General features: G+C 51.1%; 28 protein-coding genes, 1 other RNA gene and 1 pseudogene. 14 read left to right on the top strand and 16 right to left on the bottom strand.

Translation table 11 applies throughout. The features are described 5' to 3' along the window. Positions 1-66 precede the first annotated feature (66 nt). Positions 67-2,217, top strand: a complete 2,151-nt coding sequence (gene dinG / locus HMPREF2696_RS03585) for an ATP-dependent DNA helicase DinG (RefSeq protein WP_070587870.1) — start codon at positions 67-69, stop codon at positions 2,215-2,217. A 69-nt stretch (positions 2,218-2,286) separates the two neighbouring features. Here the strand turns inward: dinG and HMPREF2696_RS03580 are convergent, their stop codons facing one another. Further along, entirely contained in the window at positions 2,287-2,742 is a 456-nt protein-coding gene (locus HMPREF2696_RS03580) for a GNAT family N-acetyltransferase (RefSeq protein WP_070587867.1), read from the bottom strand. 166 nt (positions 2,743-2,908) lie between these two features. Between HMPREF2696_RS03580 and HMPREF2696_RS03575 the strand changes: the two genes are divergently transcribed. Next, complete coding sequence (locus HMPREF2696_RS03575) at positions 2,909-3,175, top strand: DUF3079 domain-containing protein (protein WP_003686685.1); 267 nt, start codon at positions 2,909-2,911, stop codon at positions 3,173-3,175. A gap of 83 nt (positions 3,176-3,258) precedes the next feature. Here HMPREF2696_RS03575 and HMPREF2696_RS03570 read toward each other — a convergent pair whose 3' ends face one another. Then, a complete protein-coding gene (locus HMPREF2696_RS03570) occupies positions 3,259-3,741 on the bottom strand; it encodes a dihydrofolate reductase (RefSeq protein ID WP_070587865.1) in 483 nt (160 codons plus the stop codon). Positions 3,742-3,938: 197 nt separating this feature from the next. On the opposite strand from HMPREF2696_RS03570, the gene HMPREF2696_RS03565 reads away from it, so the two are divergent. Next, positions 3,939-4,736: a factor H-binding protein gene (locus tag HMPREF2696_RS03565; RefSeq protein ID WP_070587862.1), complete on the top strand. Its 798-nt coding sequence runs from the start codon at positions 3,939-3,941 to the stop codon at positions 4,734-4,736. Positions 4,737-4,825: 89 nt separating this feature from the next. Here the strand turns inward: HMPREF2696_RS03565 and asd are convergent, their stop codons facing one another. Beyond that, a complete protein-coding gene (gene asd / locus HMPREF2696_RS03560; protein ID WP_049344926.1) occupies positions 4,826-5,941 on the bottom strand; it encodes an aspartate-semialdehyde dehydrogenase in 1,116 nt (371 codons plus the stop codon). A 240-nt stretch (positions 5,942-6,181) separates the two neighbouring features. Here asd and HMPREF2696_RS03555 point away from each other — a divergent pair, with 240 nt between their 5' ends. From HMPREF2696_RS03555 to HMPREF2696_RS03545, 4 genes and pseudogenes are all read left to right on the top strand, one after another. Continuing rightward, positions 6,182-6,754, top strand: coding sequence for an RDD family protein (locus HMPREF2696_RS03555; protein ID WP_070587859.1), 573 nt, complete (start codon positions 6,182-6,184; stop codon positions 6,752-6,754). A 207-nt stretch (positions 6,755-6,961) separates the two neighbouring features. Beyond that, complete coding sequence (locus HMPREF2696_RS11180) at positions 6,962-7,078, top strand: tetracycline resistance determinant leader peptide (protein ID WP_001791010.1); 117 nt, start codon at positions 6,962-6,964, stop codon at positions 7,076-7,078. Between the two features lie 15 nt (positions 7,079-7,093). Then, positions 7,094-9,013: a tetracycline resistance ribosomal protection protein Tet(M) gene (tet(M), locus tag HMPREF2696_RS03550; protein ID WP_063856397.1), complete on the top strand. Its 1,920-nt coding sequence runs from the start codon at positions 7,094-7,096 to the stop codon at positions 9,011-9,013. 91 nt (positions 9,014-9,104) lie between these two features. Continuing rightward, positions 9,105-10,426: pseudogene (locus HMPREF2696_RS03545) on the top strand (murein transglycosylase A). Positions 10,427-10,533: 107 nt separating this feature from the next. On the opposite strand, the gene rnpB reads toward HMPREF2696_RS03545, so the two are convergent. The 7 genes from rnpB to HMPREF2696_RS03510 form a co-directional block, all read right to left on the bottom strand. Then, positions 10,534-10,895: RNase P RNA component class A (gene rnpB, locus HMPREF2696_RS03540), an RNA gene on the bottom strand. A gap of 53 nt (positions 10,896-10,948) precedes the next feature. Further along, positions 10,949-11,656, bottom strand: a complete 708-nt coding sequence (locus HMPREF2696_RS03535) for a hypothetical protein (RefSeq protein WP_070587856.1) — start codon at positions 11,654-11,656, stop codon at positions 10,949-10,951. 54 nt (positions 11,657-11,710) lie between these two features. Beyond that, the gene (locus HMPREF2696_RS03530) at positions 11,711-11,944 is read right to left on the bottom strand and encodes a methionine-binding protein (RefSeq protein ID WP_070587853.1); all 234 of its coding nucleotides are present in this window, start codon (positions 11,942-11,944) and stop codon (positions 11,711-11,713) included. A 13-nt stretch (positions 11,945-11,957) separates the two neighbouring features. Beyond that, positions 11,958-12,542 (bottom strand): Holliday junction branch migration protein RuvA, encoded by a 585-nt coding sequence (gene ruvA, locus HMPREF2696_RS03525; RefSeq protein WP_070587851.1) that lies wholly within the window; start codon positions 12,540-12,542, stop codon positions 11,958-11,960. Positions 12,543-12,640: 98 nt separating this feature from the next. Then, positions 12,641-13,360 (bottom strand): septal ring lytic transglycosylase RlpA family protein, encoded by a 720-nt coding sequence (locus HMPREF2696_RS03520; RefSeq protein WP_070587848.1) that lies wholly within the window; start codon positions 13,358-13,360, stop codon positions 12,641-12,643. A 48-nt stretch (positions 13,361-13,408) separates the two neighbouring features. Next, positions 13,409-13,873 (bottom strand): tRNA (uridine(34)/cytosine(34)/5-carboxymethylaminomethyluridine(34)-2'-O)-methyltransferase TrmL, encoded by a 465-nt coding sequence (gene trmL / locus HMPREF2696_RS03515; protein WP_049335654.1) that lies wholly within the window; start codon positions 13,871-13,873, stop codon positions 13,409-13,411. 64 nt (positions 13,874-13,937) lie between these two features. Continuing rightward, entirely contained in the window at positions 13,938-14,654 is a 717-nt protein-coding gene (locus HMPREF2696_RS03510; RefSeq protein ID WP_070587844.1) for a ComF family protein, read from the bottom strand. On the opposite strand from HMPREF2696_RS03510, the gene bioH reads away from it, so the two are divergent. Both bioH and HMPREF2696_RS03500 read left to right on the top strand, forming a co-directional pair. Beyond that, entirely contained in the window at positions 14,653-15,399 is a 747-nt protein-coding gene (gene bioH, locus HMPREF2696_RS03505; RefSeq protein WP_070587841.1) for a pimeloyl-ACP methyl ester esterase BioH, read from the top strand. The genes HMPREF2696_RS03510 and bioH overlap by 2 nt on opposite strands. 55 nt (positions 15,400-15,454) lie before the next feature. Beyond that, on the top strand, positions 15,455-16,249 hold the full coding sequence (locus HMPREF2696_RS03500; protein WP_070587838.1) for a class I SAM-dependent methyltransferase: 795 nt from the start codon (positions 15,455-15,457) through the stop codon (positions 16,247-16,249). A 146-nt stretch (positions 16,250-16,395) separates the two neighbouring features. Here HMPREF2696_RS03500 and HMPREF2696_RS03495 read toward each other — a convergent pair whose 3' ends face one another. The 3 genes from HMPREF2696_RS03495 to HMPREF2696_RS03485 all read right to left on the bottom strand — a co-directional run bounded on the left by HMPREF2696_RS03495 (position 16,396) and on the right by HMPREF2696_RS03485 (position 18,414). Further along, positions 16,396-16,644, bottom strand: coding sequence for a BolA family protein (locus tag HMPREF2696_RS03495; protein WP_003686612.1), 249 nt, complete (start codon positions 16,642-16,644; stop codon positions 16,396-16,398). Positions 16,645-16,769: 125 nt separating this feature from the next. Next, a complete protein-coding gene (locus HMPREF2696_RS03490) occupies positions 16,770-17,099 on the bottom strand; it encodes an FKBP-type peptidyl-prolyl cis-trans isomerase (protein WP_094192864.1) in 330 nt (109 codons plus the stop codon). A 139-nt stretch (positions 17,100-17,238) separates the two neighbouring features. After that, positions 17,239-18,414: a cytochrome-c peroxidase gene (locus tag HMPREF2696_RS03485; RefSeq protein ID WP_070587835.1), complete on the bottom strand. Its 1,176-nt coding sequence runs from the start codon at positions 18,412-18,414 to the stop codon at positions 17,239-17,241. A 395-nt stretch (positions 18,415-18,809) separates the two neighbouring features. Between HMPREF2696_RS03485 and efeU the strand changes: the two genes are divergently transcribed. The 3 genes from efeU to efeB all read left to right on the top strand — a co-directional run bounded on the left by efeU (position 18,810) and on the right by efeB (position 22,214). Then, positions 18,810-19,634, top strand: a complete 825-nt coding sequence (gene efeU / locus HMPREF2696_RS03480) for an iron uptake transporter permease EfeU (RefSeq protein ID WP_036492490.1) — start codon at positions 18,810-18,812, stop codon at positions 19,632-19,634. Positions 19,635-19,646: 12 nt separating this feature from the next. Next, positions 19,647-20,813, top strand: coding sequence for an iron uptake system protein EfeO (efeO, locus tag HMPREF2696_RS03475; RefSeq protein WP_004519217.1), 1,167 nt, complete (start codon positions 19,647-19,649; stop codon positions 20,811-20,813). A gap of 135 nt (positions 20,814-20,948) precedes the next feature. Beyond that, the gene (gene efeB / locus HMPREF2696_RS03470) at positions 20,949-22,214 is read left to right on the top strand and encodes an iron uptake transporter deferrochelatase/peroxidase subunit (protein WP_070504079.1); all 1,266 of its coding nucleotides are present in this window, start codon (positions 20,949-20,951) and stop codon (positions 22,212-22,214) included. An 82-nt stretch (positions 22,215-22,296) separates the two neighbouring features. Here the strand turns inward: efeB and HMPREF2696_RS03465 are convergent, their stop codons facing one another. The 3 genes from HMPREF2696_RS03465 to HMPREF2696_RS03455 all read right to left on the bottom strand — a co-directional run bounded on the left by HMPREF2696_RS03465 (position 22,297) and on the right by HMPREF2696_RS03455 (position 24,799). Then, positions 22,297-22,764: a CinA family protein gene (locus HMPREF2696_RS03465; RefSeq protein WP_070504075.1), complete on the bottom strand. Its 468-nt coding sequence runs from the start codon at positions 22,762-22,764 to the stop codon at positions 22,297-22,299. Between the two features lie 76 nt (positions 22,765-22,840). Next, complete coding sequence (locus HMPREF2696_RS03460; RefSeq protein ID WP_070587831.1) at positions 22,841-23,686, bottom strand: mechanosensitive ion channel family protein; 846 nt, start codon at positions 23,684-23,686, stop codon at positions 22,841-22,843. Between the two features lie 111 nt (positions 23,687-23,797). After that, positions 23,798-24,799: a thiamine ABC transporter substrate-binding protein gene (locus tag HMPREF2696_RS03455; protein WP_070587829.1), complete on the bottom strand. Its 1,002-nt coding sequence runs from the start codon at positions 24,797-24,799 to the stop codon at positions 23,798-23,800. 64 nt (positions 24,800-24,863) lie between these two features. On the opposite strand from HMPREF2696_RS03455, the gene HMPREF2696_RS03450 reads away from it, so the two are divergent. Together HMPREF2696_RS03450 and HMPREF2696_RS03445 are read left to right on the top strand one after the other, a co-directional pair. After that, positions 24,864-25,511 (top strand): pyrimidine 5'-nucleotidase, encoded by a 648-nt coding sequence (locus tag HMPREF2696_RS03450; RefSeq protein WP_070587826.1) that lies wholly within the window; start codon positions 24,864-24,866, stop codon positions 25,509-25,511. A 61-nt stretch (positions 25,512-25,572) separates the two neighbouring features. Beyond that, positions 25,573-25,866: a membrane lipoprotein lipid attachment site-containing protein gene (locus HMPREF2696_RS03445; protein ID WP_070588044.1), complete on the top strand. Its 294-nt coding sequence runs from the start codon at positions 25,573-25,575 to the stop codon at positions 25,864-25,866. Positions 25,867-25,960: the final 94 nt, after the last annotated feature.

Genomic DNA, 25,960 nt, shown 5'->3' with positions numbered 1-25,960 from the left:
CGAAGGCTTCATTAAGGTAAAAATGCTAAAATACGCTATTCTTGCAAACCCATTCAGACGGCCTCAATGCTCACCGATTTAGAAAAAAACGCCATCCGCGACCATTACCAAAACATTGGCAAAAACCTGCCCGGTTTCCGTCCGCGCGCTTCGCAGCGGGAAATGATTGCGGCGATTGCCAACGCTTTTTCGCGGACGTTGACGCGTGAAGAAGGCGAAGAAGCGCCCAAACGCGAGGGTGAGAGCATTGCCGTGATCGAAGGGCCGACCGGTGTGGGTAAATCGTTGGCCTACCTTTTGGCCGGCGGCATCATGGCGCAAACGCGCGGCAAATGGTTGATCGTCAGCAGTGCGACGGTGGCTTTGCAGGAGCAGTTGGTTGACCGCGATTTGCCGTTTCTGGTCGAAAAAAGCGGTTTGGAGCTGACCTTTGCGCTTGCCAAGGGACGCGGCCGTTATCTTTGCCCCTACAAACTCTATCAACTGACGCAAAACAACGCCCAGCAAAACCTGCTTGGTTTTGAAGCACCGGAAGTGTTGTGGGACAGCAAACCCAAGCCGGAAGAATTGAACCTGCTGCGCGACATTGCCGATGAATTTTCCGCCCGCCGCTTTAATGGCGATCGCGACACTTGGCCGGAAAAAATCGATGACACGATTTGGCTCAAAGTTACCAACGACCGCCACGGCTGCCTGAAAGCCGCCTGTCCCAACCGTCCGGAATGCCCTTTTTACCTGGCACGCGATGTCTTGGAAACCGTCGATGTCGTCGTTGCCAACCATGACCTTCTGCTTGCCGACATCAGCATGGGCGGCGGCGTGATTCTGCCTGCGCCTGAAAACAGTTTCTATTGCATAGACGAAGCGCACCACCTGCCCAAAAAAGCCCTCAGCCGTTTTGCCGCCGAACATTCATGGAATATTGCCGTTTGGACATTGGAAAAACTGCCGCAGCTTACTGGCAAAATTGCCGCGCTTACCGATAAAGCCGAACTTGCCAACCTCGCCGACGAAGCTGCCACATCCTTGCTCGACAGCCTGCATGAATGGCAGTTTCACTTAGCGGAAGAGCCGTCTTTAAGTCTGGGGTCGTCTGAAAACGACAGGCGGAAACACAACGAACCGACTTGGCTGTGGGAAGACGGCAAAATCCCCGAAGGCCTTGAAACTACGGTTTCCAATACGGCCATTGCTGCACGCAGCCTGCTCAAACATGTTGTCGGCTTGAACGATGCGCTTTCTGCCGCGCGCCGCGACAAAGAGCAGGACGGCGCGCTCATCGACCGCCTGACCAGCGAGTTCGGCCTTTTTATCGCCCGTATCGAACAAATCAGCGCGGTTTGGGATTTACTCTCCACCGTTCCCATTGAAGGCGAAGAGCCGTTGGCGAAATGGATAACCCGCCGTGCCGACGACAAAAACGACTATATTTTCAATGCCAGCCCCATCAGCAGCGCATCCCACCTTGCCAACAGCCTGTGGCGGCGCGCGGCAGGCGCGGTGCTGACTTCGGCCACCCTGCAATCGCTCGGCAGCTTCAACCTGATTTTGCGCCAAACCGGCCTGCTGTGGCTGCCCGAAACCACCACGCTTGCATTGGAAAGCCCGTTTAATTTCGATGCGCAAGGCGAGCTGTATATTCCGCCGGTTCATGCCAGCCCCAAAGACCCTGATGCGCACACGGCCGCCATTGTCGAATGGTTGCCGAAACTGGTTTCGCCGGTTGAAGCCATCGGTACGCTGGTGTTGTTTTCCTCGCGCAAGCAAATGCAGGATGTCGCCTTACGACTGCCTGACGAATACTTGCCGCTTCTGCTTGTGCAGGGCGAGTTGCCCAAGGCCGTTCTTTTACAAAGGCACCATCAAGCCATTGCCGAAGGTAAAGCCAGCATTATTTTCGGCCTCGACAGTTTTGCCGAAGGCCTTGACCTGCCCGGCACGGCCTGTGTGCAAGTCATTATTGCCAAGTTGCCGTTTGCCATGCCGGACAATCCCATCGAGAAAACCCAAAACCGTTGGATTGAACAACGCGGCGGCAATCCCTTTATCGAAATTACGGTACCCGAAGCCAGCATCAAACTGATTCAAGCTGTCGGCCGCCTTATCCGTACCGAACAGGATTACGGCCGCGTGACCATCCTCGACAACCGCGTCAAAACGCAACGCTACGGCCAACAATTATTGGCCTGTTTGCCGCCGTTTAAACGGATAGGGTAGTTGTGGATCATTCAAAAAACAAAGGCCGTCTGAAACCAAATGTTCAGACGGCCCTTTATTCTTTTCAAACTATAAATCCAATTTCATGACGGATACGGTTTCCCCATTGTGCCAAGTCTGGGTAATTTCTTTCCAGCCGAACTTTTCATACACGGCCTGCACATCCGGCGTATAGAGAAACAGATGCGGCAAACCCAGTTCGCGTGCTTTATCCAGACAAAACGAAACCAGCTGCCTGCCTACGCCCAAACCGCGAAATTGCGGCAAAACGAACACATCGCCCAGCCAATATTCGTATTCGGAAAAACTCGCCATATCAAACCGCTTCAATGCCGCCGAACCCATCAGCCGCCCTTTGTTATCCACAGCCGCAAACGCCAGCGGCAAGTTATCCCCATTAAGGCACTGCGCGTAATACGCACGGATTTTATCCAGAGACGACCACGGTGCAAAATCGTGCCATTCCTCAAACAGCGCGAGGGATAAAGGCTCGACAAATTCAGGCTTCAGACGGCATATGTTCATATTGGGTCCTCTTGTTGTACCGCATAGGGATAGTTTTACAGTATAGGCCGTCTGAAAGATTAACACATCTTAAAAAATCAGCGTAAAACACGATAAACCCGCCGCCAGCCCCATTCAAATCACTTATAATTCTGCCCATACCGCACACAAACAAAAGAAGAACATCATGGCCAAGAAATTTCCCATTTTCCCGAAAAATCCCGAGCGTATCTGCTGGGGTTGCGACAAATACTGCAAAGAAGACGATTTGCAATGCGGCAACGGTTGCGAGCGCATCCAACACCCCATCGAGTTGGACGGCCGCGACTGGTATAAAAAAGGCGACTGGAGCAATTTGTTGAGCGAAGAGCAGCAAATCGAACTTGGACTGAAAGAAGCGCCCAAGCCGGCCAAACCGCATATCAAGCTGCCTTTGAAGAACAAAACGGCTTAACCGGTATGCTATAAACAAACGAGATAAAAAAGGCCGTCTGAAACCTGAAAAACAGGGTTTCAGACGGCCTTTGCGTTGTCGGATTATGCCTTCACATAATGCACAAACGCATATTCGATGCCTTTGGCGGAAACATGGTTTTCCCGAGAGGCTTCTTGCCATGTTTCTGCGGAAAATTCAGGAAAAAACGCATCGCCGTCCACATCCAAACCGACTTCGGTCAAACGCAAATCCGTGGCAATCGGCAGGGCTTGTGCATAAATTTGCGCGCCGCCCATGATGATGACTTCTTCAACCCCCTGACACAAAGCCAGCGCATCTTCCAAAGAAGCTGCCGTTTGCGCACCTTCGGCCTGATAATCTTGGCGGGTGATGACGATATTTTGACGGCCGGGCAGCGGTTTGCGCGGCAGCGATTCCCATGTTTTGCGGCCCATAATGACGGGTTTGCCGGTGGTGTAGGATTTGAAAAAGGCAAAATCCTCGGGCAAATGCCAAGGCATGGTGTTGTTGATGCCGATACAGCGGCAGGCGGCGTAGGCGGCGATAAGGGTGATTTTCGGCATAATGAAATCCGTTTGCAAAATAAAATGATTATGGCGGAAGGGAGGCGAGATGGACTGAATGTCCGATATTCTAAAAATGTTTCAATATTTATAAAATTAATATTCAAAATACTTAATTTTGACAAAAATCATTTATTGTTCATTTTTTTAGGTATATGATAAATATCATACCAAATAAAAAAGGAAAGGAAAAAATGATGAGAACCCTCCGCATTTCTGCTTTGACTGCTTCCCTGTCTTTGATGTTGGCTGCCTGCGGCGGCGCAACAAGCGGCTTGTCGAATGCCGTGACCGAGCCGCTCAATCCGCATCCGAAAGGCGTGTTGTCCGTTGAATTGAACGAATCCGTCCCTGAAAACGGTACGTTGGAGCTGACGGCCAACGGTAAAACGCAAACCCTGCAAAAAGGCGGCAAACTCGATACCGGCTTTTTGAAAACCGATAAAGTATCTTCTTACGACTACGCCCAAAAAATTAAGGTAAACGGCCAAGTCATTACTTTGGAAACGGGCGACTTCCAAGTGTATAAACAAAATTATTCCACTGTTGCTGCGCGTTACACCAAACAAAAAGCCGATGACGCAGGCAAGCTGCAAAACCTTGATACATACACATTCACCGTCGGCGAAGTCCAAGGCGATGAAACCGCTTACCGCAATTTGCCCAAACAAGGCAGCTATCAGTATTCGGGGATCGCGTTTAACGGCGACGACCGTAGTGGCCGTCTGAAATACACCGTTGATTTCGATAAAAAACAAGGTTACGGCAAAATTAGCAGCATGGCCTCCTACAATAATGTCGACCTGCTTGCCGCAGGTATTGCCAATAACAATGGCAAAGCCGCCATCAGCGGTAAAACCAGTTTGAACGGTATCGAAAACGGCCGTTATGATTTGAAACTCTTCGGCTCGCAGGCTGAAGAAATTGCCGGTAAGGCGCAAATCAAAGTTGGCGACTCTACCAAAGAAATCGGTTTGGCCGGTAAGAAAGAATAGGAAATAAGGCCGTCTGAACATTTCAGACGGCCTTATTGTGACAAAAAAAGCAACGGCCCAAACCGTTGCTTTTTTCATGCCAACCTAAATTACAGGCTGCCCAAGATAATGCGCAATACGCGGCGCAACGGTTCGGCAGCGCCCCACAAGAGTTGGTCGCCGACAGTGAACGCGCTGATGTATTCGCCGCCCATCTCCAGTTTGCGGATACGGCCAACAGGAACAGACAGCGTGCCGGTAACTTTGGCAGGAGTCAGCTCGTGGATGCTGGCTTCTTTTTCGTTGGGGATGACTTTCACCCAGTCGTTCGCGCCTGCCAAAATCGCTTCGATTTCAGAAACAGGCAGGTCTTTTTTCAGCTTCAGGGTAATGGCTTGGCTGTGGCAGCGCATAGAACCGATGCGTACGCACAAGCCGTCGATTACGGTCGGATTGTCGCTGCGGCCGAGGATTTTGTTGGTTTCCACGCCGCCCTTCCATTCTTCTTTGGACTGGCCATTACCCAAATCCACGTCAATCCAAGGAATCAGGCTGCCGGCGAGCGGTACGCCGAAGTTGGCTTTCGGATAGTCTTCGCTGCGCAGGAAATCGGACACTTTGCGGTCGATGTCGAGGATCGCGCTGGAAGGGTCGGCAAGCTCGTCTGCCACTTGGGCGTGAATCGCGCCCATGCCGCTGATGAGTTCGCGCATGTTTTTCGCACCCGCGCCGGAAGCGGCTTGGTAGGTCATGCTGGTTGCCCATTCGACCAAATCGTTTTGGAACAGGCCGCCCAAAGCCATCAGCATCAGGGAAACGGTGCAGTTGCCGCCGATGTAGTTTTTCACGCCGTTTTTGAGGCCGTTGTCGATGACGTTGCGGTTGACCGGGTCGAGGACGATAATCGCGTCGTCTTTCATGCGCAGGGAAGAAGCCGCGTCAACCCAGTATCCGTTCCAGCCGCTGTCGCGCAGGGGTTGGAACACGGATTTGGTGTAATCGCCGCCCTGACAGGTAACGATGATGTCCATTTTTGCCAATTTGGCAACATCGTTGGCATCCAACAATGTTTTGGCCGCCTGACCGAAATCAGGGGCAGCACCGCCGACGTTGGAAGTGGTAAAGAAAAACGCTTCGGGAATATGGGCGAAGTCGTTTTCTTCTTTCATACGCTGCATCAAAACAGAGCCGACCATACCGCGCCAGCCGACAAAACCTACTTTCATGTGTTACTCCTTACAAAGAAAATCCGGATAAGTTTATAGTGCATTAACAAAAATCGGAACGGCATCGCCTGCCGCTTTGTTCAGATTTTTGTTAACCCACTATAAAAAAGGGGAAAACAAACGTTTTAACGCCGTCTGCGGAAAATGTAAAGGTTTTTATCGAAAATTTTTAGAATGATAGGAAAATAGGTTAAGATGGCAATGAAATTGCATTTCATTAATGGTACAGAGGAAGATTAAATGAGCAAAATCAATTTGTCGGATTTGCCCCAAACAGAAATAGTAGATGTCCATATTGCTTCGCCGGGGGCGAGGGTTGCGGCATATTTGTTGAATAATCTGTTTACTTTTTTGATATGGTTGCCATTCATTGTGATGGTAGTTTTCACTTTAGATGAAAGCAAAGAATTAGTTTCGGAGTCTTCTCTTTCTAATACCCCTGAATATTTTGCCATAACATTTTTTATTTCTTTGGCTGTTTATTTGGTTTTCGGTATCTTCCAACTGTATTACATGAGCCGGGACGGTCAGTCTTTAGGTAAAAAAATTATGGGCATCCGCGTGTTAAAAAGTGACGGGAATAATCCAGGTTTTGAAGGAACAGTTTTAATCCGCGAAGTTGTTTGGGCGCTTGCTGTTGGTGTTGTGGTAACTATTGTATCGTTGGCAATAAGTGACACGGGTGGAAACCTGATTTCTCTGCTTATAGCCTTCATCAACTTCATCATGCTCTTTTCCGTCAAACGCGACCGCCGCACGCTCTACGATATGCTGGCCGATACGGTTGTCGTCAAATTGCCGCCGCGCCGATAAATCGCTTTTTTTGATAAAAAATTGGAGATTCCTTTACAAATATGCTCTTACGTGCTATTATTTAAGTGACTATTTAAAAGGAGTTAATAAATATGCGGCAAGGTATTCTTAAATAAACTGTCAATTTGATAGCGGGAACAAATAATTAGATGTCCTTTTTTAGGAGGGCTTAGTTTTTTGTACCCAGTTTAAGAATACCTTTATCATGTGATTCTAAAGTATCCAGAGAATATCTGTATGCTTTGTATACCTATGGTTATGCATAAAAATCCCAGTGATAAAAGTATTTATCACTGGGATTTTTATGCCCTTTTGGGTTTTTGAATGGAGGAAAATCACATGAAAATTATTAATATTGGAGTTTTAGCTCATGTTGATGCAGGAAAAACTACCTTAACAGAAAGCTTATTATATAACAGTGGAGCGATTACAGAATTAGGAAGCGTGGACAAAGGTACAACGAGGACGGATAATACGCTTTTAGAACGTCAGAGAGGAATTACAATTCAGACAGGAATAACCTCTTTTCAGTGGGAAAATACGAAGGTGAACATCATAGACACGCCAGGACATATGGATTTCTTAGCAGAAGTATATCGTTCATTATCAGTTTTAGATGGGGCAATTCTACTGATTTCTGCAAAAGATGGCGTACAAGCACAAACTCGTATATTATTTCATGCACTTAGGAAAATGGGGATTCCCACAATCTTTTTTATCAATAAGATTGACCAAAATGGAATTGATTTATCAACGGTTTATCAGGATATTAAAGAGAAACTTTCTGCCGAAATTGTAATCAAACAGAAGGTAGAACTGCATCCTAATATGCGTGTAATGAACTTTACCGAATCTGAACAATGGGATATGGTAATAGAAGGAAATGATTACCTTTTGGAGAAATATACGTCTGGGAAATTATTGGAAGCATTAGAACTCGAACAAGAGGAAAGCATAAGATTTCATAATTGTTCCCTGTTCCCTGTTTATCACGGAAGTGCAAAAAACAATATAGGGATTGATAACCTTATAGAAGTGATTACGAATAAATTTTATTCATCAACACATCGAGGTCAGTCTGAACTTTGCGGAAAAGTTTTCAAAATTGAGTATTCGGAAAAAAGACAGCGTCTTGCATATATACGTCTTTATAGTGGCGTACTGCATTTGCGAGATTCGGTTAGAATATCGGAAAAGGAAAAAATAAAAATTACAGAAATGTATACTTCAATAAATGGTGAATTATGTAAAATCGATAAGGCTTATTCCGGGGAAATTGTTATTTTGCAGAATGAGTTTTTGAAGTTAAATAGTGTTCTTGGAGATACAAAGCTATTGCCACAGAGAGAGAGAATTGAAAATCCCCTCCCTCTGCTGCAAACGACTGTTGAACCGAGCAAACCTCAACAAAGGGAAATGTTACTTGATGCACTTTTAGAAATCTCCGACAGTGACCCGCTTCTGCGATATTATGTGGATTCTGCGACACATGAAATCATACTTTCTTTCTTAGGGAAAGTACAAATGGAAGTGATTAGTGCACTGTTGCAAGAAAAGTATCATGTGGAGATAGAACTAAAAGAGCCTACAGTCATTTATATGGAGAGACCGTTAAAAAATGCAGAATATACCATTCACATCGAAGTGCCGCCAAATCCTTTCTGGGCTTCCATTGGTTTATCTGTATCACCGCTTCCGTTGGGAAGTGGAATGCAGTATGAGAGCTCGGTTTCTCTTGGATACTTAAATCAATCATTTCAAAATGCAGTTATGGAAGGGATACGCTATGGTTGCGAACAAGGATTATATGGTTGGAATGTGACGGATTGTAAAATCTGTTTTAAGTATGGCTTATACTATAGCCCTGTTAGTACCCCAGCAGATTTTCGGATGCTTGCTCCTATTGTATTGGAACAAGTCTTAAAAAAAGCTGGAACAGAATTGTTAGAGCCATATCTTAGTTTTAAAATTTATGCGCCACAGGAATATCTTTCACGAGCATACAACGATGCTCCTAAATATTGTGCGAACATCGTAGACACTCAATTGAAAAATAATGAGGTCATTCTTAGTGGAGAAATCCCTGCTCGGTGTATTCAAGAATATCGTAGTGATTTAACTTTCTTTACAAATGGACGTAGTGTTTGTTTAACAGAGTTAAAAGGGTACCATGTTACTACCGGTGAACCTGTTTGCCAGCCCCGTCGTCCAAATAGTCGGATAGATAAAGTACGATATATGTTCAATAAAATAACTTAGTGTATTTTATGTTTATGTAAAATCAGCACTTTCCAACATAGGCCGTCTGAAAAATCGCTTTCAGACGGCCTTTCGACACGCTATTGATTTCATGAAAAAACATTTGTACCGCATTACGCTCGTCAGCATTGCCGCGGCCATTCTTGCCGCCTGTCCGAGCAAAAGCATTAAAAACCTCCCCGAAACCGACACCAGCGTTATCAAAGGCCCTGACCGCCCCACCGGTACGCCCGATCCCGTCGGTACGACAGTGAGCGGGGGAGGAGCAAACTACACCGTAGTTTCCTACAACGAATTGCCGCACTGGGACCTCCAACACTTTACCAAAAGCCTGCAATCTTTCCGTTTAGGCTGTGAAAAACTTAAAAACCGCCAAGGCTGGCAGGACGTTTGTATCCAGGCCATGCAAACACCGGTGCACCATTTCCAAGCCAAGCACTTTTTCGAGCGCTATTTCACCGCATGGCGCGTCGATAACGGCGGCAATCCTGCCGGCACCATTACCGGTTATTACGAACCGGTCCTGCGCGGCGACGACAAATCCACGAGCCAATCCCGTTTCCCTATTTACGGCATTCCGAACGATTTTGTTTCCGTTCCGCTGGCTGCAAACTTGAGGGGCAGCAAAGCCACCGTCCGCATCCGCCAAACCGGCCCAAACAGCGGCGTCATCGACAACAGCGGCGCATACACGGCCGACTTGTCCAGATTCCCGATTACAGCACGCAGCACCGCGCTGAAAGGCCGTTTTGAAGGCAGCCGTTTCGTTCCTTACTACACCCGCAGCCAAATCAACGGCGGCGCGCTTAACGGCAAAGCGCCGATTTTGGGTTACGCAGATGATCCGGTCGAACTTTTCTTTATGCACATTCAAGGTTCAGGCCGTCTGAAAACGCCGTCCGGCAAATACATCCGTGTCGGATTTGCCGATAAAAACGAACATCCGTATGTTTCCATCGGCCGCTATATGGCGGACAAAGGCTATCTGCCGCTGGGTCAGACCAGCATGCAGGGCATCAAGGCCTATATGAAGCAAAACCCCGGCCGCCTTGCCGAAGTTTTGGGACAAAATCCAAGCTACGTCTTCTTCCGCGAGCTGACCGGCAGCGGCGATTCCGGCCCGGTGGGCGCATTGGGTACGCCGTTGATGGGCGAATACGCCGGTGCCATCGACCGTCACTACATCACGCTTGGCACACCATTATTTGTCGCCACTGCCCATCCGATCACCAAAAAGCCCTCAACCGCCTGATTATGGCGCAAGACACCGGCAGCGCGATTAAAGGCGCGGTCCGTGTGGATTATTTCTGGGGCTATGGCGACGAGGCAGGCGAAGTGGCCGGCAAAATGAAAACTACCGGCTATGTATGGCAGCTCCTGCCCAACGGCATGAAACCGGAATACCGCCCATAAACGGCGGTTTTAAAAAAGGCCGTCTGAAACCAAGATTCAGGTTTCAGACGGCCTTTTTATTTCGATAAAAATGCGGCAGGTTTTAAAAACCTGCCGCGGTATGGGGACATACAGCTCGGACGGTAAGCCGGGTTCTGTCGCGGACAGTCATTCCTCTAGGCACATCATTGCTGGTGTGCTCAAGCAACCTACCCGAACGCTCGGCGAGCAGCGTCATCGCGTTCTGTTTGGTCTTGCTCCGAATGGGGTTTAGCCTGCTGCGCTTTGTTACCAAATGCACGGTGCGCTCTTACCGCACCTTTTCACCCTTACCTGTTTTGCCCGAAGGCAATCATCGGCGGTATTGCTTTCTGTTCCACTTTCCGTCGCGTTGCCGCGCCCGGCCGTTAGCCGGCATTCTGCTCTGTGGAGCCCGGACTTTCCTCCCCGTATGCCTTACGCGATACGCGGCGACTGTCTGTCCGACCTGTATGAGGTGCGGATTATAACACAGCCGCCATAGGGTTCAGACGGCCTAAATATTTATTTTTTCTTTTTAAATGCTATTTCGGTCAAACCCAATTCCTGTGCTTTTTTGCGAACTGCGGATTCGGGCATTTCGCGTGCCAGGCGGCTGGTGCAGTATTCGGTCATGGTGGTGGCGCAGGCTTTGAAGTTGCCGGTAAAGTCGCTGGCGGCACTTAAAAACGGAATGAGGCGGCCGGCCATGATTTCTTCGGCCGGTGCGTCTGTTTGGGCGGATACGCGTCCGGACTCGACCGCCGAGAAAATTTGTTCTGTAAAGCGTCGGGCGAAGTTTTCTTCTGTTTGGCAGTCTTGGAATGCGGTGTTTTCGTGTTGGCAGACAAGGGTAACTTCGCCTTGAGCTTCTTGCAACGGTTCGGCCAAATCGAGTTTGAGGGTTTGCTTGTCGGTTTGCAGCCAGGCGGTGCGGCCTTGGGTTTTGATGATTTTGCCGTAAACGCCGATGGCATCGTTTTTAGGGATGTTTTTCTGTTCGGCAAGTTGTTGGGCCGAGAATAAGGGGGCTTGTTCGGCAAATGCGCCGCCGGTTTCGTGTTTGAAGTAGGCGGCGAGGTCTTGTTTGATGAGGGCTTGGGTCAGCAGTTTTTCGCCTTCGGTCAGGCGGTGTGCAAAGCCGTGTGTTTTGGGGGCGGATGCGGCATCCGTGGTCTTGGTGTCCGGTGTGCAGGCGCTCAGGAGTAAAAGCAGGGGAAGGATGTATTTCATGGTTGGTCTCTCAACAGGCCGTCTGAACCTATGGTTTCAAACGGTCAGCGTTGTTTATCGATAACGATAAACCCGGCGGGGATAAACGGGATAGGCCGGGTAATTGCGGACGGGTTTGCTGTCTTGATAGATGACGGTCGTCCCGGGCGGGGCGTTGATGGTCACGGTTTTGTTGACGGTGGTTTGCGAGTGGACGGGCAGGTCTAAGACGGCGGTGCGTCCATACGGGGTCTCGGTATAGATGCATGCGCTTAGAAAGAGGGTGATGCTCAGGGCCAATGCCTTCATGTTTCAGACGGCCTTATTTGAGCAGGTTTTTCAAGGCCAAGCGTACGCCTTCGCCGACTTCCGTGCCTTTGGGAATGCCTTTGGTGGCGGCTTTGGCTTCGCGTTCGTTATAACCGAGGGCAAGCAGGGTGTTGATGATGTCTTGGCTTTCGTCGGCAACGGCATCAGAGACAAACAGGCCGTCTGAAACGGTATGGGACACGAGTTTGCCGCGCAGTTCTAACACCATGCGTTCGGCGGTTTTCTTGCCGATGCCGGGGGCGGAGGAGAGGCGTTTCACGTCTTCTTCGGCGATGGCTTGCGCCAGCTCGTCGGCATTCATGGTCGACAAAATGCCCAATGCGGTTTTAGCACCGATGCCGCTGACTTTGACCAGTTGGCGGAAGGTGGCGCGTTCCTCGGCTGAGGCGAAACCAAACAGCAAATGTGCGTCTTCGCGGACGACAAGCTGGGTGTAGAGATGGACGGTTTCGCCAACGGAGGGCAGGTTGTAGAAAGTCTGCATGGAAACGTCGGCTTCATAACCGACGCCGTTGACATCGATAACGACCTGCGGCGGATTTTTCTCAATCAATTTGCCTGTGAGCCTGCTGATCATGGTGTTCCCCTGTGATTAAAAAAGGCCGTCTGAAACCTTGCAATTGGGTTTCAGACGGCCTTGTATTGTATCAAACTTCAGCGGTAACGCGGACGAAATCAGATGGCGGATGCCAGATTCAGATGACGGGCGCGTTCGCCTGCTTCGGCGGCACGTTCTTGGCTGCTGAACGGACCCATTTTGACAACGTATTCGTAGTTGCGTTTTTCAAGCATGACTTTGCTGTCGGACGGCAGGCTTTGTGCGGCTTGGTTCAAATAAGCCTGTGCTTCGCGTTGGGTACCGAAGGATTTCAAATCAACAAAAAATTCTTTGTTGTTTGGGGAAATAATGGTTTGAGCGGCGGTTTGGCCGGGGATGATCTGCTCAACTTTGACGTTGGCCGTGCCTTGGTTGATGAAGCCTAATTGTTGGGCGGCGGCTTTGGAAACATCGATGACGCGGTTGCCGTGGAAAGGGCCGCGGTCGTTGACGCGGACGATGACGCTTTTGCCGTTTTGCATATTGGTCACGCGTGCGTAGCTGGGAATAGGGAGGGTTTTGTGGGCGGCGGAGAGGGCGTTCATATTGTAACGTTCGCCGCTGGAAGTTTTACGGCCGTGGAATTGGTTGCCGTACCATGAGGCTTTGCCGGTTTGGCTGAAAGAGGAAACTTTGGTCAGCGGCGTGTAGCGTTTGCCGGCAACTTTGTAACTGCGGTTGGCAGAAGGATGCAGTTTTTCGACTCGAACCACGCTGTCAGCGACGGCGGCATTGATGGAAAGGACGCCGATGGTGGCGGCAGCTAGGGAAAGGAGGGTTTTTTTGGTAAAAGTCAAAACGGGTTCCGTTCTTGAGTTGATAACGCAGCGGTTTCAGACGGCCTGTTATACGCCGCCGGCAAAACCGTTTTGTCGCCATGCTTCAAACAGAATAACGGCGACGGTATTGGAAAGATTCATGCTCCTGCTGCCGGGCATCATCGGCAGGCGGATTTTTTGTCCGGCTGGCAGGCTGTCGAGAACTTCGGCTGGCAGGCCGCGCGTTTCGGGACCAAACAGCAATACGTCGCCTTCGCGGAAGGAAACTTCGTCGGGGCGGGTAGAGCCTTTGGTGGTCAGCGCGAAAATGCGGCGGCCTTCAAGGGCCTTGAGGCAGTCTTCGAAATTCTCATGTACCGTCAGTTTGGCAAACTCGTGATAATCCAAACCCGCGCGTTTCATTTTGGACGAATCCAGAGGGAAACCAAGCGGCTTGACCAAGTGCAAATCGGCACCGGTATTGGCGCACAGGCGGATAATATTGCCCGTATTGGGCGGGATTTCAGGTTGGTACAAAACTATGGTAAACATATAAATCAATCACTTATAGAGTGGCATAATGCCGAAATGTTCCATGGGTGTCAAAAACTTTAAGCTATTTTTTCATTGGCGGCCGCGCCAAGCTCCAGCAAAAAATCTTACCTGCGCCTGATTTTTTCAGCGTTTTCGCCAATTCGTCCAAAGTCGAGCCGGTGGTGAAGACATCATCAATTAACAGAATATTACACGCCTTCGGCAATTCGGTTTTGATTTTAAATGCATTCTTGATATTTCGCCGACGTTCGTCGCTTTTCAGCGTACTTTGAGGCTCGCCGTGCCGTCTGAAAACCGCGTGGCGCGGCAGTAGCGTCCAGCCGTAGCGTTTCGCCAAAATATCCGTCAACGCCTCGCTTTGGTTGAATCCGCGCTTGAGCCGCCGCTCTTTGCTCAAAGGCATGGGCAGGACGAAATCGAAGTGTTCCGTTGCCAGCCAGTCCGGTGCGTTTTGGTTCATCAAATCCGCCAATGGACGGCTCATGCCCAAATCGGCCAAGTGTTTCAGCTCGCGGATCATGCTGCTGACGGGCGGTTCGTAATACAGCGAGGCCCACATTCTATCAAATGCGGGCGGCTTTTTCTGACAACTGCCGCACACTGCCCCGCCCGCGACATGGCGGAAACACAAAGGGCAGCTTTGTGCCGTGTCGATAAAATATTCCGTCAAATCGTTTGTGCAGCCTCGGCAAAGGCCGTCTGAAACGGAATCGTGGCATAATACGCAACGTCGCGCATTGAGCTGTTTCAAACTGCGCCACCAAGAAAGAACATTCATGTCACACTCCGCCAAAAAAGTTTATCTGATACACGGTTGGGCGGCGAACCGCCATATATTCGACGATTTGATACCGCGCCTGCCTGCCGGTTGGGACGTCCGCGCGCTTGATTTGCCCGGACACGGCGATGCGCCTTTTGCCGAACCGTTTGATATTGCCGCCGTTGCTGAAGCCTTTGCCGGACAAATCGACACGCCGGCACACATTCTCGGCTGGTCGCTGGGCGGACTGGTTGCCCTGTATTTGACCGCGCTTTATCCCGAAAAAATCCAATCGCTCTGCCTGACGGCAAGTTTTGCCCGATTGACTGCCGATACGGATTATCCCGAAGGCTTGGCTCAACCTGCCTTGGGCAAGATGGTCGGCGCATTCCAGCAGGATTATGCCAAACATATTAAACAGTTTCTACAACTGCAACTGCTGCACACGCCGCATTCGGGCGAAATCTTAAATCGGGTATTGCCTGATTTGGCGCGCTGCGGCACGCCTTCCGCCTTACAGGCCGCGCTTGAAGCCGTTAATCATGCCGACGCGCGTCCGCTGTTGCCGCTTATTCAAACGCCGTCATTGCTGGTGTTTGGACAGAAAGACGCCATCACGCCGCCGCGCATGGGCGAATATTTACACCGCCATTTGAGCGACAGCGAGCTGGTCCTTATCGACAAAGCCGCACACGCGCCCTTTTTAAGCCATGCCGACGAGTTTGCCGAAATTTACCGCAATTTTGTCGAAAAGGCCGTCTGAAACAGCCTTAAACCATAAAAACATTGTCGGGCAAAGCCCGCTGACACGACCCACCATGACCGAACAAGACAAACGCTGGCAAATTCACCGCCATCTCGCCCAAGACACCGACGAGCGCCTGCAGCTGGTTCGCAATGTACCCAAACGCATCATGCTGATTGGTGCCGATGCCGACATCAGCCGCAGCCTGCTGGCCGCGCGTTATCCCGACGCCGTGTTTGAAGAATACGATCCGAATGCCGATTTTTTGAAAACAGCCGCCGCCGCGCGTAAAGGCGGTTTCTGGCAGAAGCTGACCGGCAAAACCATCCCGCAGCATTGCCAAGCCCTGACCGCGCCGTTGCCTGAAGCATCCGCCGATATGTTGTGGGCCAACCTCAGCCTCAGCCGCGCCGACGATATTTTGCCGGTTTTGAAAAACTGGGCCGCTGCTTTGAAAACCGACGGATTATTGTTCTTCACGCACTTTGGCCGCGACAGCCTGAGCGAGCTGACAGGCCGTCTGAACCATGAAGGCATCGAATGCGAAGCACCCACGCTGATTGATATGCACGACTTGGGCGATATGCTCGCCGACAACGGCTTTTACGATCCGGTGACCGACACGGCCAAGCTTGAATTGAGCTATAAAAAAGCCGGGACGTTTTGGCAGGACATGGAAACCTTGGGATTGTGGAATGCGTTGAAGTTCAGCAATCCGCAAGCGGCCAAGGAATGTGTGGATAAGATTTTTGCCAACGAAGGCCGTCTGAACATCACGCTTGAAACCGTGTACGGCCATGCCGTGAAAAAATTGGTGTTGCCGCAAGGGGAGAACGTGGTGCAGTTTTTCCCGAAACGGCAGGGCTAGTTTGGTTGCTGTTTCCGGTAGGGTTTACGCCGCGATTGCGTATTGTGGAATGCGGTTTGGCGTTTGTATCGATTGCCTGCGCTGTTTAATATGTATGAAAAAGGCCGTCTGAAAACTTTTCAGACGGCCTTTTGTTTGATTCCAAATTAAGCCTGTTTGGCAGCCCATTCGGCCGGAGTGGCGGCAACGGAAATCGACAGCGCGTGCAATTCGTTGCTTTCGAGTTGCGGCTTGAGGCCGTCTTTAATCAGGCGGTGGCGGGCGAGGCGGGCTTTGCCTTCAAAGGAAGAGGAAACGATTACGGCGAAGAAGTGATGGCCGTCGCCTTCGACTTCGACGTGTTCGCAAGGGGTAACGCCTTCAATCAGGGTTTTGACTTGTTCGGGTAAAAGCATGAGGGTTCCTTGGGAAATGGTTTGTTTGTAAAACAGGCATTATACCGAATCTTGATAAAAACAGGCCGTCTGAAAAACCAAACTTCGGATTTCAGACGGCCTCGGTCTTTTGAAGCATCAAATGCTTATTCGTACACTTTCAGCAGCTCGACTTCAAAAATCAAAGTTGCGTGTGGAGGAATTACGCCGCCGGCACCGTGTGCGCCGTAGCCCATTTCGGAAGGAATGGTCAGCTTGCGTTTGCCGCCTTCTTTCATGCCGCCGAAGCCTTCGTCCCAACCTTTAATTACTTGGCCGACGCCCAGAGTGATGGTCAGCGGTTGACGGCGGTCGAGGCTGGAGTCGAATTTGGTACCGTCTTCCAACCAGCCGGTGTAATGTACGGTGATTTCTTTGCCTTTGACGGCTTCTTTGCCGTGGCCTTCTTGCAAGTCTTCAATAATCAGGCTCATGATGTTCCTTTCGGATGTATGGTGAAAATCGGCTCAAGATTACCATATTGTGTGGAATCGTGAAACAAAGCCGCCCATATGGCCGGCAACAAAAAGGCCGTCTGAAACGGATTTTCAGACGGCCTTTGTTTTGTGCTAAACCTTATTTGTTATCAGGTTGGGATTTGACATCGGTGGATACAGGCAGCTCAGGCATGGTTCGGGCAGACTCTGGAACATTGCCGGAGAGGGCTTTCAAGAAGGCAACGATGTTTTCAGTGTCTTCCGGAGCCAGGGTTTTACCCAATTGGGCTTTTGCCATGATGTTGACGGCTTTATCCAGTTCCCAAACGCTGCCGTTGTGGAAGTATGGGTAGGTGCGTTCGACGTTTCTCAAGCCGGGAACGCGGAAGAAGAATTCGTCTTCGGCTTTTTTGGTTACGTCCGCACGGCCTTTGTCGTGTTTAGGATCGTCGATGTGTTTCCAGTAAGGACCGTCCACCAAGCCGAATTTTTGGAACATGGTACCGCCCAAGTTGACGCCGTTGTGACAAGCGATACAGCCGTTGTCCATAAATGCGCGTACGCCTTTGCGTTCTTGTTCGCTCAGGGCAGATACGTTGCCTTTCAGGTAGTCGTCCCAACGGGTCGGGGTCAGCAGGGTACGTTCAAACGCGCCCAATGCGGTGGTGATGTTTTTTAAGGAAACCGCACCGTCTTCAGGGAATGCGGCTTTGAATTTTTCTTGGTATTCAGGGATACCGGCGATTTTGGCGGCGGCATCGGCTTCGGTAGCGTTGGCCATTTCAACCGGGTTGAGCAATGGGCCGCCGGCTTGTTCTTCCACATCGGCTGCACGGCCGTCCCAGAATTGGCTGCCCAACAAGGCGGCATTCAGAGCAGTTGGGGAGTTACGGCCACCGAATTGGCTTTTGTGACCCGCGCTGGTCGGCATGTTGTCTACGCCGGCAGTTGCCAAGTTGTGGCAAGAGTTACAGCTGACGGTGTTGCCTTTGGACAGGCGGTTTTCGTACCAAAGTTGTTGGCCGAGTTTGACCTGTTCTTCGGTAAACGGACGAACTTTTTGCATTTCGGCTAAGTCAGGCAAAGGTTTGAACGTAGCTTGCGCGCGTTCCAACAGGGCTTTGTCTTCGGCAGAAACATCGGCAGAATTTTGAGGGGCCGAAACAGCGGCGGTGCTTGCGGCAGCATCGGCACCGCTCGCGGCAGAAGCTGCTTGAGGGGTTTCGGTTGTTTGAGCCGTTTTCTCGCCGCAGGCGGTCAGCGCGGCAGAAACGGCCAAAGCCAAAGCGATTTGGTGGAGTTTTAAACGTGGCATAGGAGGGTTCCTTTGTTATGCGTTTGTTATGTCATGGATTGCTGATTGCACCAGCAATATGCCAACTATAAAAGATAAGGCGGTTTTAATTTTTGTTGTAAATCAACCTTTTAAATTTGATAAATTCTGAAAATATCACTGATAGGGAAATTTATACTATGGAACTTTTTTATTATTTATTTACAATTGCTTAGATAAATTAAGGCCGTCTGAAAAAATAAAATTCAGACGGCCTTATTCAGACGGCCTTTTAGTTTTTATTGATTACGTCCGTTATTTTATTTTAAAAAATCTTAATAAATATGGGGTTATTAAAAAATAAAAATAATTTGCGTTATTAAGCATAAAGCGTTATAAATGCGTTAACAAATGAACATTTCACTTTAGAGTTTTTTATGCTGATTGCTTTATTGATTATGCTGCGCGAGGGCATCGAAGCCGCCCTGATCGTCGGCATTGTTGCCAGTTTTTTGAAACAGTCGGGACACAGCGAGCTGATGCCGAAGGTTTGGCTGGGCGTGTTTTTGGCTTCGGTCATGTGTTTGGGTATTGGTTACGGCATTCATTCCGCTACCGGCGAGATTCCGCAAAAAGAACAGGAATTGGTGGTCGGCGCCATCGGCCTGGTGGCTGTGGCGATGCTGACGTACATGATTTTGTGGATGAAGAAGGCCGCGCGTTCGATGAAACAGCATCTTCAGGATTCTGTTCAGTCGGCCTTAAACCGCGGCAGCGGCCAGGGGTGGGCCTTAGTCGGCATGGCGTTTTTGGCTGTGGCGCGCGAAGGTTTAGAGAGCGTGTTTTTCCTGCTTGCCGTGTTCCAGCAAAGCCCGACGTGGTCTATGCCGATAGGCGCGGTGTTGGGGCTGTTGGTGGCAGTTGTCATCGGTACGCTGATTTATCAGGGCGGTATGCGCCTGAACTTGGCGAAGTTTTTCCGTTGGACGGGCGCGTTTCTGATTGTGGTGGCGGCCGGTCTGCTGGCCGGTTCGTTTCGCGCGCTGCATGAGGCCGGCGTATGGAATGTGATGCAGGATATTGCTTTCGACACATCGAAATATTTGCATGAAGACAGCCCTTTAGGCGTGCTGCTCGGCGGTTTCTTCGGCTATACCGACCATCCGACCGAAGGCGAAGTCCTGATTTGGCTGCTGTATCTGGTTCCCGTCATGATTTGGTTTTTGCGCGGCAGTGCGCCGGCAAAAACGTTAACTAAATAAAAAGGAAGTAAAATGAAAAAATTCAATCTAACTGCTTTGTCCGTAATGTTGGCTCTGGGTTTGACCGCGTGTCAGCCGCCTGAAGCCGAAAAAGCCGCGCCTGCCGCTTCAGGCGCATCCGCTGCCGCTAATGCCGACGGTTCGGTCAATATCGGCGTGAACGATACTGCCTGCGAACCGATGGAATTGACCGTCCCCAGCGGCCAAGTCGTGTTCAACATCAAAAACGACAGCGGCCGCAAGCTGGAATGGGAAATCCTGAAAGGCGTGATGGTGGTGGACGAGCGTGAAAACATCGCCCCGGGTTTATCCGACAAAATGACCGTTACCCTGCTGCCGGGCGAATATGAAATGACTTGCGGCCTGTTGACTAATCCGCGCGGTAAGCTGATTGTTACCGACAGCGGCTTCAAAGACACGGCCAACGAAGCCGATTTGGAAAAACTGGCGCAACCTCTGGCAGACTATAAAGCTTACGTTCAAGGCGAGGTTAAAGAGCTGGTGGCGAAAACCAAAACCTTTACCGAAGCCGTTAAAGCCGGCGACATTGAAAAGGCCAAATCCCTGTTTGCCGCCACCCGCGTCCATTACGAACGTATCGAACCGATTGCCGAGCTTTTCAGCGAACTCGACCCCGTCATCGATGCGCGTGAAGACGACTTCAAAGACGGTGCGAAAGATGCCGGATTTACCGGCTTCCACCGTATCGAACACGCCCTTTGGGTAGAAAAAGACGTATCCGGCGTGAAGGAAATTGCAGCCAAACTGATGACCGATGTCGAAGCACTGCAAAAAGAAATCGACGCATTGGCGTTTCCTCCGGGTAAGGTGGTCGGCGGCGCGTCCGAACTGATTGAAGAAGTGGCCGGCAGCAAAATCAGCGGCGAAGAAGACCGTTACAGCCATACCGACTTGAGCGACTTCCAAGCCAATGTGGAAGGCTCCAAAAAAATCGTTGATTTGTTCCGTCCGCTGATCGAAGCCAAAGACAAAGCGTTGTTGGAAAAAACCGATGCCAACTTCAAACAGGTTGAAGACATTTTGGCGAAATACAAAACCCCGAACGGTTTCGAGCTGTACGACAAATTGAGCGAAGAAGACCGCAAAGCCCTGCAGGCGCCGATTAATGCCTTGGCAGAAGACTTGGCCAAACTGCGCGGCATTTTGGGTTTGAAATAAGATAACGCGTTTTCAGACGGCCTTTGGATATTGAAAGGTCGTCTGAATCTTATTGTCGTCCACACAAAATATGCTTGAAAACCAACCTTACTTCACACGATTGCAATCTTTCCGTTCCCTGCCAAGGAGCAGACCATGAGCCAAAACAAACAACCGGCACAACCCGAAAAACGAACCCTTTTCAAAACTGCCCTTGCCGCCGGCGCCATCGGCGTTGCCGGTTATTTTGCCGGTAAAAAACAAGGCGAAGCCGCCGCCGAAACCCAAAACAACCAACATTCCGAGCTGGCCTATCCGTGTTACGGCGAGCATCAGGCAGGCATCGTTACGCCACACCAGCTCTTCGGCATCATGTGTGCCTTTGACGTTACCGCCAAAGACGCCAAACAACTTGAAAACCTGTTCCGCACACTGACCGCCCGCATCGAATTCCTCACCCAAGGCGGCGAATACCAAGACGGCGACGACAAACTCCCGCCTGCAGGCAGCGGCATCCTCGGCAAACAATTCCGCCCCGATGGGCTGACGGTTACCGTCGGCGTCGGCAGCAGCCTCTTTGACGACCGCTTCGGCCTCAAAGACAAAAAGCCGAAACACCTACAAGAAATGCGCGACTTCCCCAACGACAAACTCCAAAAATCTTGGTGCGACGGCGACCTCAGCCTGCAAATTTGCGCATTCTCCCCCGAAACCTGCCAAGCCGCCCTGCGCGACATCATCAAAAACACCGCCCAGTTTGCCGTGATCCGTTGGAGCATAGACGGTTGGCTCCCTAAAGCCGAACCCGGCGCCATTGCCGCGCGCAATCTTTTAGGTTTCCGCGACGGCTCCGGCAATCCCAAAGTCGAAGATCCCAAAGTCGCCGATCAAGTCCTGTGGACGGGCGTTGCCGCCAACAGCTTGGACGAACCGGCATGGGCGAAAAACGGCAGCTATCAGGCCGTCCGCCTCATCCGCCACTTTGTCGAGTTTTGGGACCGCACCCCGATGCAGGAACAAACCGATATTTTCGGCCGGCGCAAATACAGCGGCGCGCCCATGGACGGTAAAAAAGAAGGCGACACCGCCGATTTCGCCAAAGACCCCGACGGCAAAATCACGCCCAAAGACAGCCATATGCGCCTTGCCAATCCGCGCGATCCGGAGTTCATGAAAAAACACCTGCTCTACCGCCGCGCCTTCAACTACTCGCGCGGCCTCGCCGCCAACGGCCAGCTCGATGTCGGCTTGGTGTTCATCTGCTATCAGGCCAACCTTGCCGACGGCTTCATCTTCGTGCAAAACCTGCTCAACGGCGAACCGCTGGAGGAATACATCAGCCCGTTTGGCGGCGGCTATTTCTTCGTCCTGCCGGGTGTCGAAAAAGGCAGCTTCCTCGGCAAAGAGCTTTTGGGCGTATAAATCCGCTGATGGTTTGAATAGATAAATAAAAAGGCCGTCTGAAACCTGATTTCCAGATTTCAGACGGCCTGTGTTTTTTCTATCAAACCAAATGTTCCGCCAAGAAAGCCAATGCGTATTCGACGGCTTGCGCCCTTACTGCTTCGCGATCGCCTGTGAAAAGCGCGGTTTGCTCAAACGAGCCTTCGGGCGTGGCCAGGCCGAACCAGACTGTGCCGACCGGTTTGGCCGCGCTGCCGCCGCCAGGGCCGGCGATGCCGGAAATACTCAAGGCGTAATCCGCTTGCGCGACGGCTTTTGCGCCGCGAGCCATTTCATAGACGGTCTCGCGGCTAACCGCGCCGTGTTTCAGCAAGGTGTCGGGCATGACGCCGAGGCGGTCTTGTTTGGCTTGGTTGCTGTATGTGACGAAGCTTTGGTGAAACCACTGCGAGCTGCCGGGAATGGAAGTCAGCGCACCTGCAAGCAGGCCGCCGGTGCAGGACTCGGCGCAGGTAACGGTTTGGCGGCGGCTGGTCAGGTGTTCGGCGATGGTTTGCAGGTGGGACATGGCGGCTCCTTATGGAAAAGGGTAAAACCGGGCAGGCGCTTGGCCCGCCGGATTTCAGACGGCCTGAAAGCTGAAATCAGGCTTTCGGCTGGATGAGGTGGACATCACATTGTGGGAACGGGATGTTGATGTTGGCGGCACGCAGGTTTTCAACCACTTGCTCGTTCAGGGCGAATCGGAATGGGCCGAGATTTTCTTCTTGCGTCCACGCCCAAAGGGTGATCTCGATGGCGCTGTCGCCAAGGTTGGTAATGTATACGACGGCAGGTCGTTCTTCGGTTTGAACACATAATGGATGCTCGGTTGCCGCTCTCAATACGGCGGCTTTGGCGGCTTTTAAGTCGCAGGCGTAGTCGACGCCGACAACGACTTGGGCGCGGCACAGGGGCAGGGAGGAGCGGTTGGTGATGCTGTTGGTCATGACCACGCTGTTGGGCAGGACGACCTCTTCGTTGTCAGGTGTGCTCAAAGAGGTCTGCACCATTTTGATTTCGCGGACGATGCCTTCAAAACCGTTGACGCGGATAAAGTCGCCGACTTTAAACGGGCGGAACAGGATAATCAGCGCGCCGGCAGCGAAGTTGGACAGTTGGTCTTTCAAAGACAAAGCCACGGCCAAGCCTGCGCCGCCGATCAAGGCGGTAACGGAAGTGGTCGGGATGCCGAGTTTGCCCAGTGCGGCGATGATGACGAGGATCAGCAGGCCGATGTTGGCGACGTTGCCGAGGAAGCTGACCAGTGTTTTATCGACTTTGGCGCGTGTCAGCGCGGCTTTCATCAGTGTTACCAAGCGTGTGGCGATCCAGCGGCCGATAAAGAAGATGGCTAAGGCGGCCAGCAGGTTGGTACCGAAAGACATGCCGGTTTGGGCGAGTTGTTCCCAACCGGAGAAGGAGGAGAGGACTTGAAGATCGAAATTCATAATTGTGTGTGCGTGTGAAGTTGTTTAAAAGGTCATTGTAAAACAAGGCCGTCTGAAAAACTAATGATTTGTTTTTTCAGACGGCCTTGATGTGTTTTTAAGTTTTTCGGTTTAACGTAAAACGGTTTTGCTCCAACGGCTCACCCATTGTTTTTGTTTGGTGTTGATGTCGGCGCGGTTGGGGGAATCGCTGTGTTTCGGTGTTTGGGCAAACTCGAATACTTTGGGCAGCGGTGTGTTTTTGACTGCCGGATAGACCCACATTTCGGCAGGCAGGGCTTTTTGCACTTCGCCGCTTTGCAGCCAGCTCACCAGTTTGGCCGCCAGCTCGGGTTGTTTTGCGCCTTTCAAAACGGCCGCGCCTTCAACTTGGCGGAATGTGCCGCCTTTGAGGAAGAGGTTGCCGGTGGGTGGGGTGCTGTATTTGCCTTTGGAGTAGTGGACTTCGGCCGCCGGGCTGGTGGCATAGCTGACCACGAGGGGATAGGCGCCGCCGTTTTGGGTGAAGTCGGTGTAGTAGGCTTCGCTCCAGCCTTTGGCAACTTTCACGCCGTTTTGGCGCATTTGCGCCCACCATTTGAACGCGCCTTCTTCACCCATGCCGCCGATGTTGGCCAAGAGGAAGGAGAGCCCGGGCGAAGATGTGGCGGGAGACGGGGTCACTAGAAGGTTTTTATATTCCGGTTTGGTCAGGTCTTGCAGGGTTTGCGGCAGGGGCAGTTTTTTCTGTTCAAACCATTTTTTGTCGTAGTTGATGGCGACATAGGCGTAATCGACGGCCAGCGCATCGGGCAGGGAAGCGGTTACGGGCGCGGATTTGGGTTGGCTGGCGGCGAGGATGCCGGCGGCTTTGGCTTTGCCGATGTTGGCGTTGTCCAAACCGTAAACCGCATCGGCAATCGGGTTGGCCTTGCTCAAAATCAGCTTGTTGAGCATTTCGTTGCCGCTGCCTGCCTTGATGACGGACACTTTGGCATCGTTGGCTTTTTCAAATTGCGCGATGACAGATTGGGGTAGGCTGAAGGATTTGTGCACGGCCAGACGCACTTCGGTTTGGGCGTACAGGTTTGCCGAAGCCAGCAACAGGGCCAAGGCGGACAATTTCAGTTTCATTCTCTTTCCTTTGTACGGGTAAAATACGAAATATCATAACAAAATCTGCATATCAAGGCACGATATGAATTATTCCCCCGTTTGGCTGTTTGACCTCGACAATACTTTGCACAATGCCGAAGCCGGCATTTTCTACATCATCAACCGCGCCATGACCGAATACATGGCAGGCCGTCTGAAGCTTTCCGAAGAAGCCGCCTCCCACCTGCGCCAAGATTATTGGCACCGATACGGCGCGACGCTTGCCGGTTTGCAAATCCACCATCCCGAAGTCGATATCGATGAATTTTTGCGTGAAAGTCACCCCCTTAAGCAAATTTTGGCAAAGGTGGAGGGTATGGATGGAACTGATGACGTTTTAGGCCGTCTGAAAGGGCGAAAAGCCGTATTTTCCAACGGGCCTTCGTTTTATGTCCGCGCATTGGTTGAAGCGTTGGGCTTGGAAGCGCATTTTGACGGCTTGTTCGGCACGGACGACTTCGGCCTGCTCTACAAACCCAATCCGCAAGCCTATCTCAACGTCTGCCGCCTGTTGGGCGTCAAACCCGAACAGTGCATTATGGTGGACGACAGCGCCGACAATCTGCACCAAGCCAAAGCCTTGGGCATGAAGACCGTTTGGTACGGCGAAAAAGCCCATCCGTTGTCATTTGCCGACGGCATAGCGAAAGATATGCAGGGCTTGCTTGAATTTTGCACAAAACTGCCGTGAAGTTTTGAAAAAACAAGTACAATACACGGTATTGCCGACATTTAAAAACAAGGACAACATCATGCGTAAACTCGCTTTAATTCTGACCGCCGCCGCCGTTTTGGCCGGTTGCTCTTGGGAAACCTACACCAACGAATCCGGCCGTACCGCCGTACGCCAAAAATATGCTACCGGCACGCCTATCGTTTATCAGGACGGTACTTATTCTAAAAACATGAATTACAACCAGTTCCGCCCAGAGCGCCGCGCCGTCCAATCCAATCAAGCGGATCACGCTGAACACGGCGAACGCGGCGAACGCGGCCAAAACTGGCAAAAGCCGCAATTTGCCAACCAACAGACAGCAACCGAATAACAATATCCCCAAGGCCGTCTGAAACGGAGTGAAAAACAATCAACACTTGTTGCCCCACTTTTCAGACGGCCTCAAACAACGACAACGGAAACCG

Source organism: Neisseria sp. HMSC058F07 (assembly GCF_001810035.1).
Taxonomy (GTDB): Bacteria; Pseudomonadota; Gammaproteobacteria; order Burkholderiales; family Neisseriaceae; genus Neisseria; species Neisseria perflava.
This window is presented reverse-complemented; position numbering and strand designations above follow the sequence as displayed.

Bases quoted from the DNA above. Each gene is read 5' to 3' on its own strand.
- HMPREF2696_RS03460 (WP_070587831.1), bottom strand. From the start codon at position 23,686: ATGAATTTCGATCTTCAAGTCCTCTCCTCCTTCTCCGGTTGGGAACAA.
- HMPREF2696_RS03530 (WP_070587853.1), bottom strand. From the start codon at position 11,944: ATGAAGGCATTGGCCCTGAGCATCACCCTCTTTCTAAGCGCATGCATC.
- HMPREF2696_RS03510 (WP_070587844.1), bottom strand. From the start codon at position 14,654: ATGAATGTTCTTTCTTGGTGGCGCAGTTTGAAACAGCTCAATGCGCGA.
- HMPREF2696_RS03450 (WP_070587826.1), top strand. From the start codon at position 24,864: ATGAATTATTCCCCCGTTTGGCTGTTTGACCTCGACAATACTTTGCAC.
- HMPREF2696_RS03500 (WP_070587838.1), top strand. From the start codon at position 15,455: ATGACCGAACAAGACAAACGCTGGCAAATTCACCGCCATCTCGCCCAA.
- ruvA (WP_070587851.1), bottom strand. From the start codon at position 12,542: ATGATCAGCAGGCTCACAGGCAAATTGATTGAGAAAAATCCGCCGCAG.
- trmL (WP_049335654.1), bottom strand. From the start codon at position 13,873: ATGTTTACCATAGTTTTGTACCAACCTGAAATCCCGCCCAATACGGGC.
- HMPREF2696_RS03495 (WP_003686612.1), bottom strand. From the start codon at position 16,644: ATGCTTTTACCCGAACAAGTCAAAACCCTGATTGAAGGCGTTACCCCT.
- efeB (WP_070504079.1), top strand. From the start codon at position 20,949: ATGAGCCAAAACAAACAACCGGCACAACCCGAAAAACGAACCCTTTTC.
- HMPREF2696_RS03570 (WP_070587865.1), bottom strand. From the start codon at position 3,741: ATGCCGAAAATCACCCTTATCGCCGCCTACGCCGCCTGCCGCTGTATC.
- HMPREF2696_RS03465 (WP_070504075.1), bottom strand. From the start codon at position 22,764: ATGTCCCACCTGCAAACCATCGCCGAACACCTGACCAGCCGCCGCCAA.
- bioH (WP_070587841.1), top strand. From the start codon at position 14,653: ATGTCACACTCCGCCAAAAAAGTTTATCTGATACACGGTTGGGCGGCG.
- efeU (WP_036492490.1), top strand. From the start codon at position 18,810: ATGCTGATTGCTTTATTGATTATGCTGCGCGAGGGCATCGAAGCCGCC.
- asd (WP_049344926.1), bottom strand. From the start codon at position 5,941: ATGAAAGTAGGTTTTGTCGGCTGGCGCGGTATGGTCGGCTCTGTTTTG.
- HMPREF2696_RS03580 (WP_070587867.1), bottom strand. From the start codon at position 2,742: ATGAACATATGCCGTCTGAAGCCTGAATTTGTCGAGCCTTTATCCCTC.
- HMPREF2696_RS03485 (WP_070587835.1), bottom strand. From the start codon at position 18,414: ATGCCACGTTTAAAACTCCACCAAATCGCTTTGGCTTTGGCCGTTTCT.
- HMPREF2696_RS03455 (WP_070587829.1), bottom strand. From the start codon at position 24,799: ATGAAACTGAAATTGTCCGCCTTGGCCCTGTTGCTGGCTTCGGCAAAC.
- dinG (WP_070587870.1), top strand. From the start codon at position 67: ATGCTCACCGATTTAGAAAAAAACGCCATCCGCGACCATTACCAAAAC.
- HMPREF2696_RS03445 (WP_070588044.1), top strand. From the start codon at position 25,573: ATGCGTAAACTCGCTTTAATTCTGACCGCCGCCGCCGTTTTGGCCGGT.
- efeO (WP_004519217.1), top strand. From the start codon at position 19,647: ATGAAAAAATTCAATCTAACTGCTTTGTCCGTAATGTTGGCTCTGGGT.
- HMPREF2696_RS03535 (WP_070587856.1), bottom strand. From the start codon at position 11,656: ATGAAATACATCCTTCCCCTGCTTTTACTCCTGAGCGCCTGCACACCG.
- HMPREF2696_RS03565 (WP_070587862.1), top strand. From the start codon at position 3,939: ATGAGAACCCTCCGCATTTCTGCTTTGACTGCTTCCCTGTCTTTGATG.
- HMPREF2696_RS03575 (WP_003686685.1), top strand. From the start codon at position 2,909: ATGGCCAAGAAATTTCCCATTTTCCCGAAAAATCCCGAGCGTATCTGC.
- HMPREF2696_RS03555 (WP_070587859.1), top strand. From the start codon at position 6,182: ATGAGCAAAATCAATTTGTCGGATTTGCCCCAAACAGAAATAGTAGAT.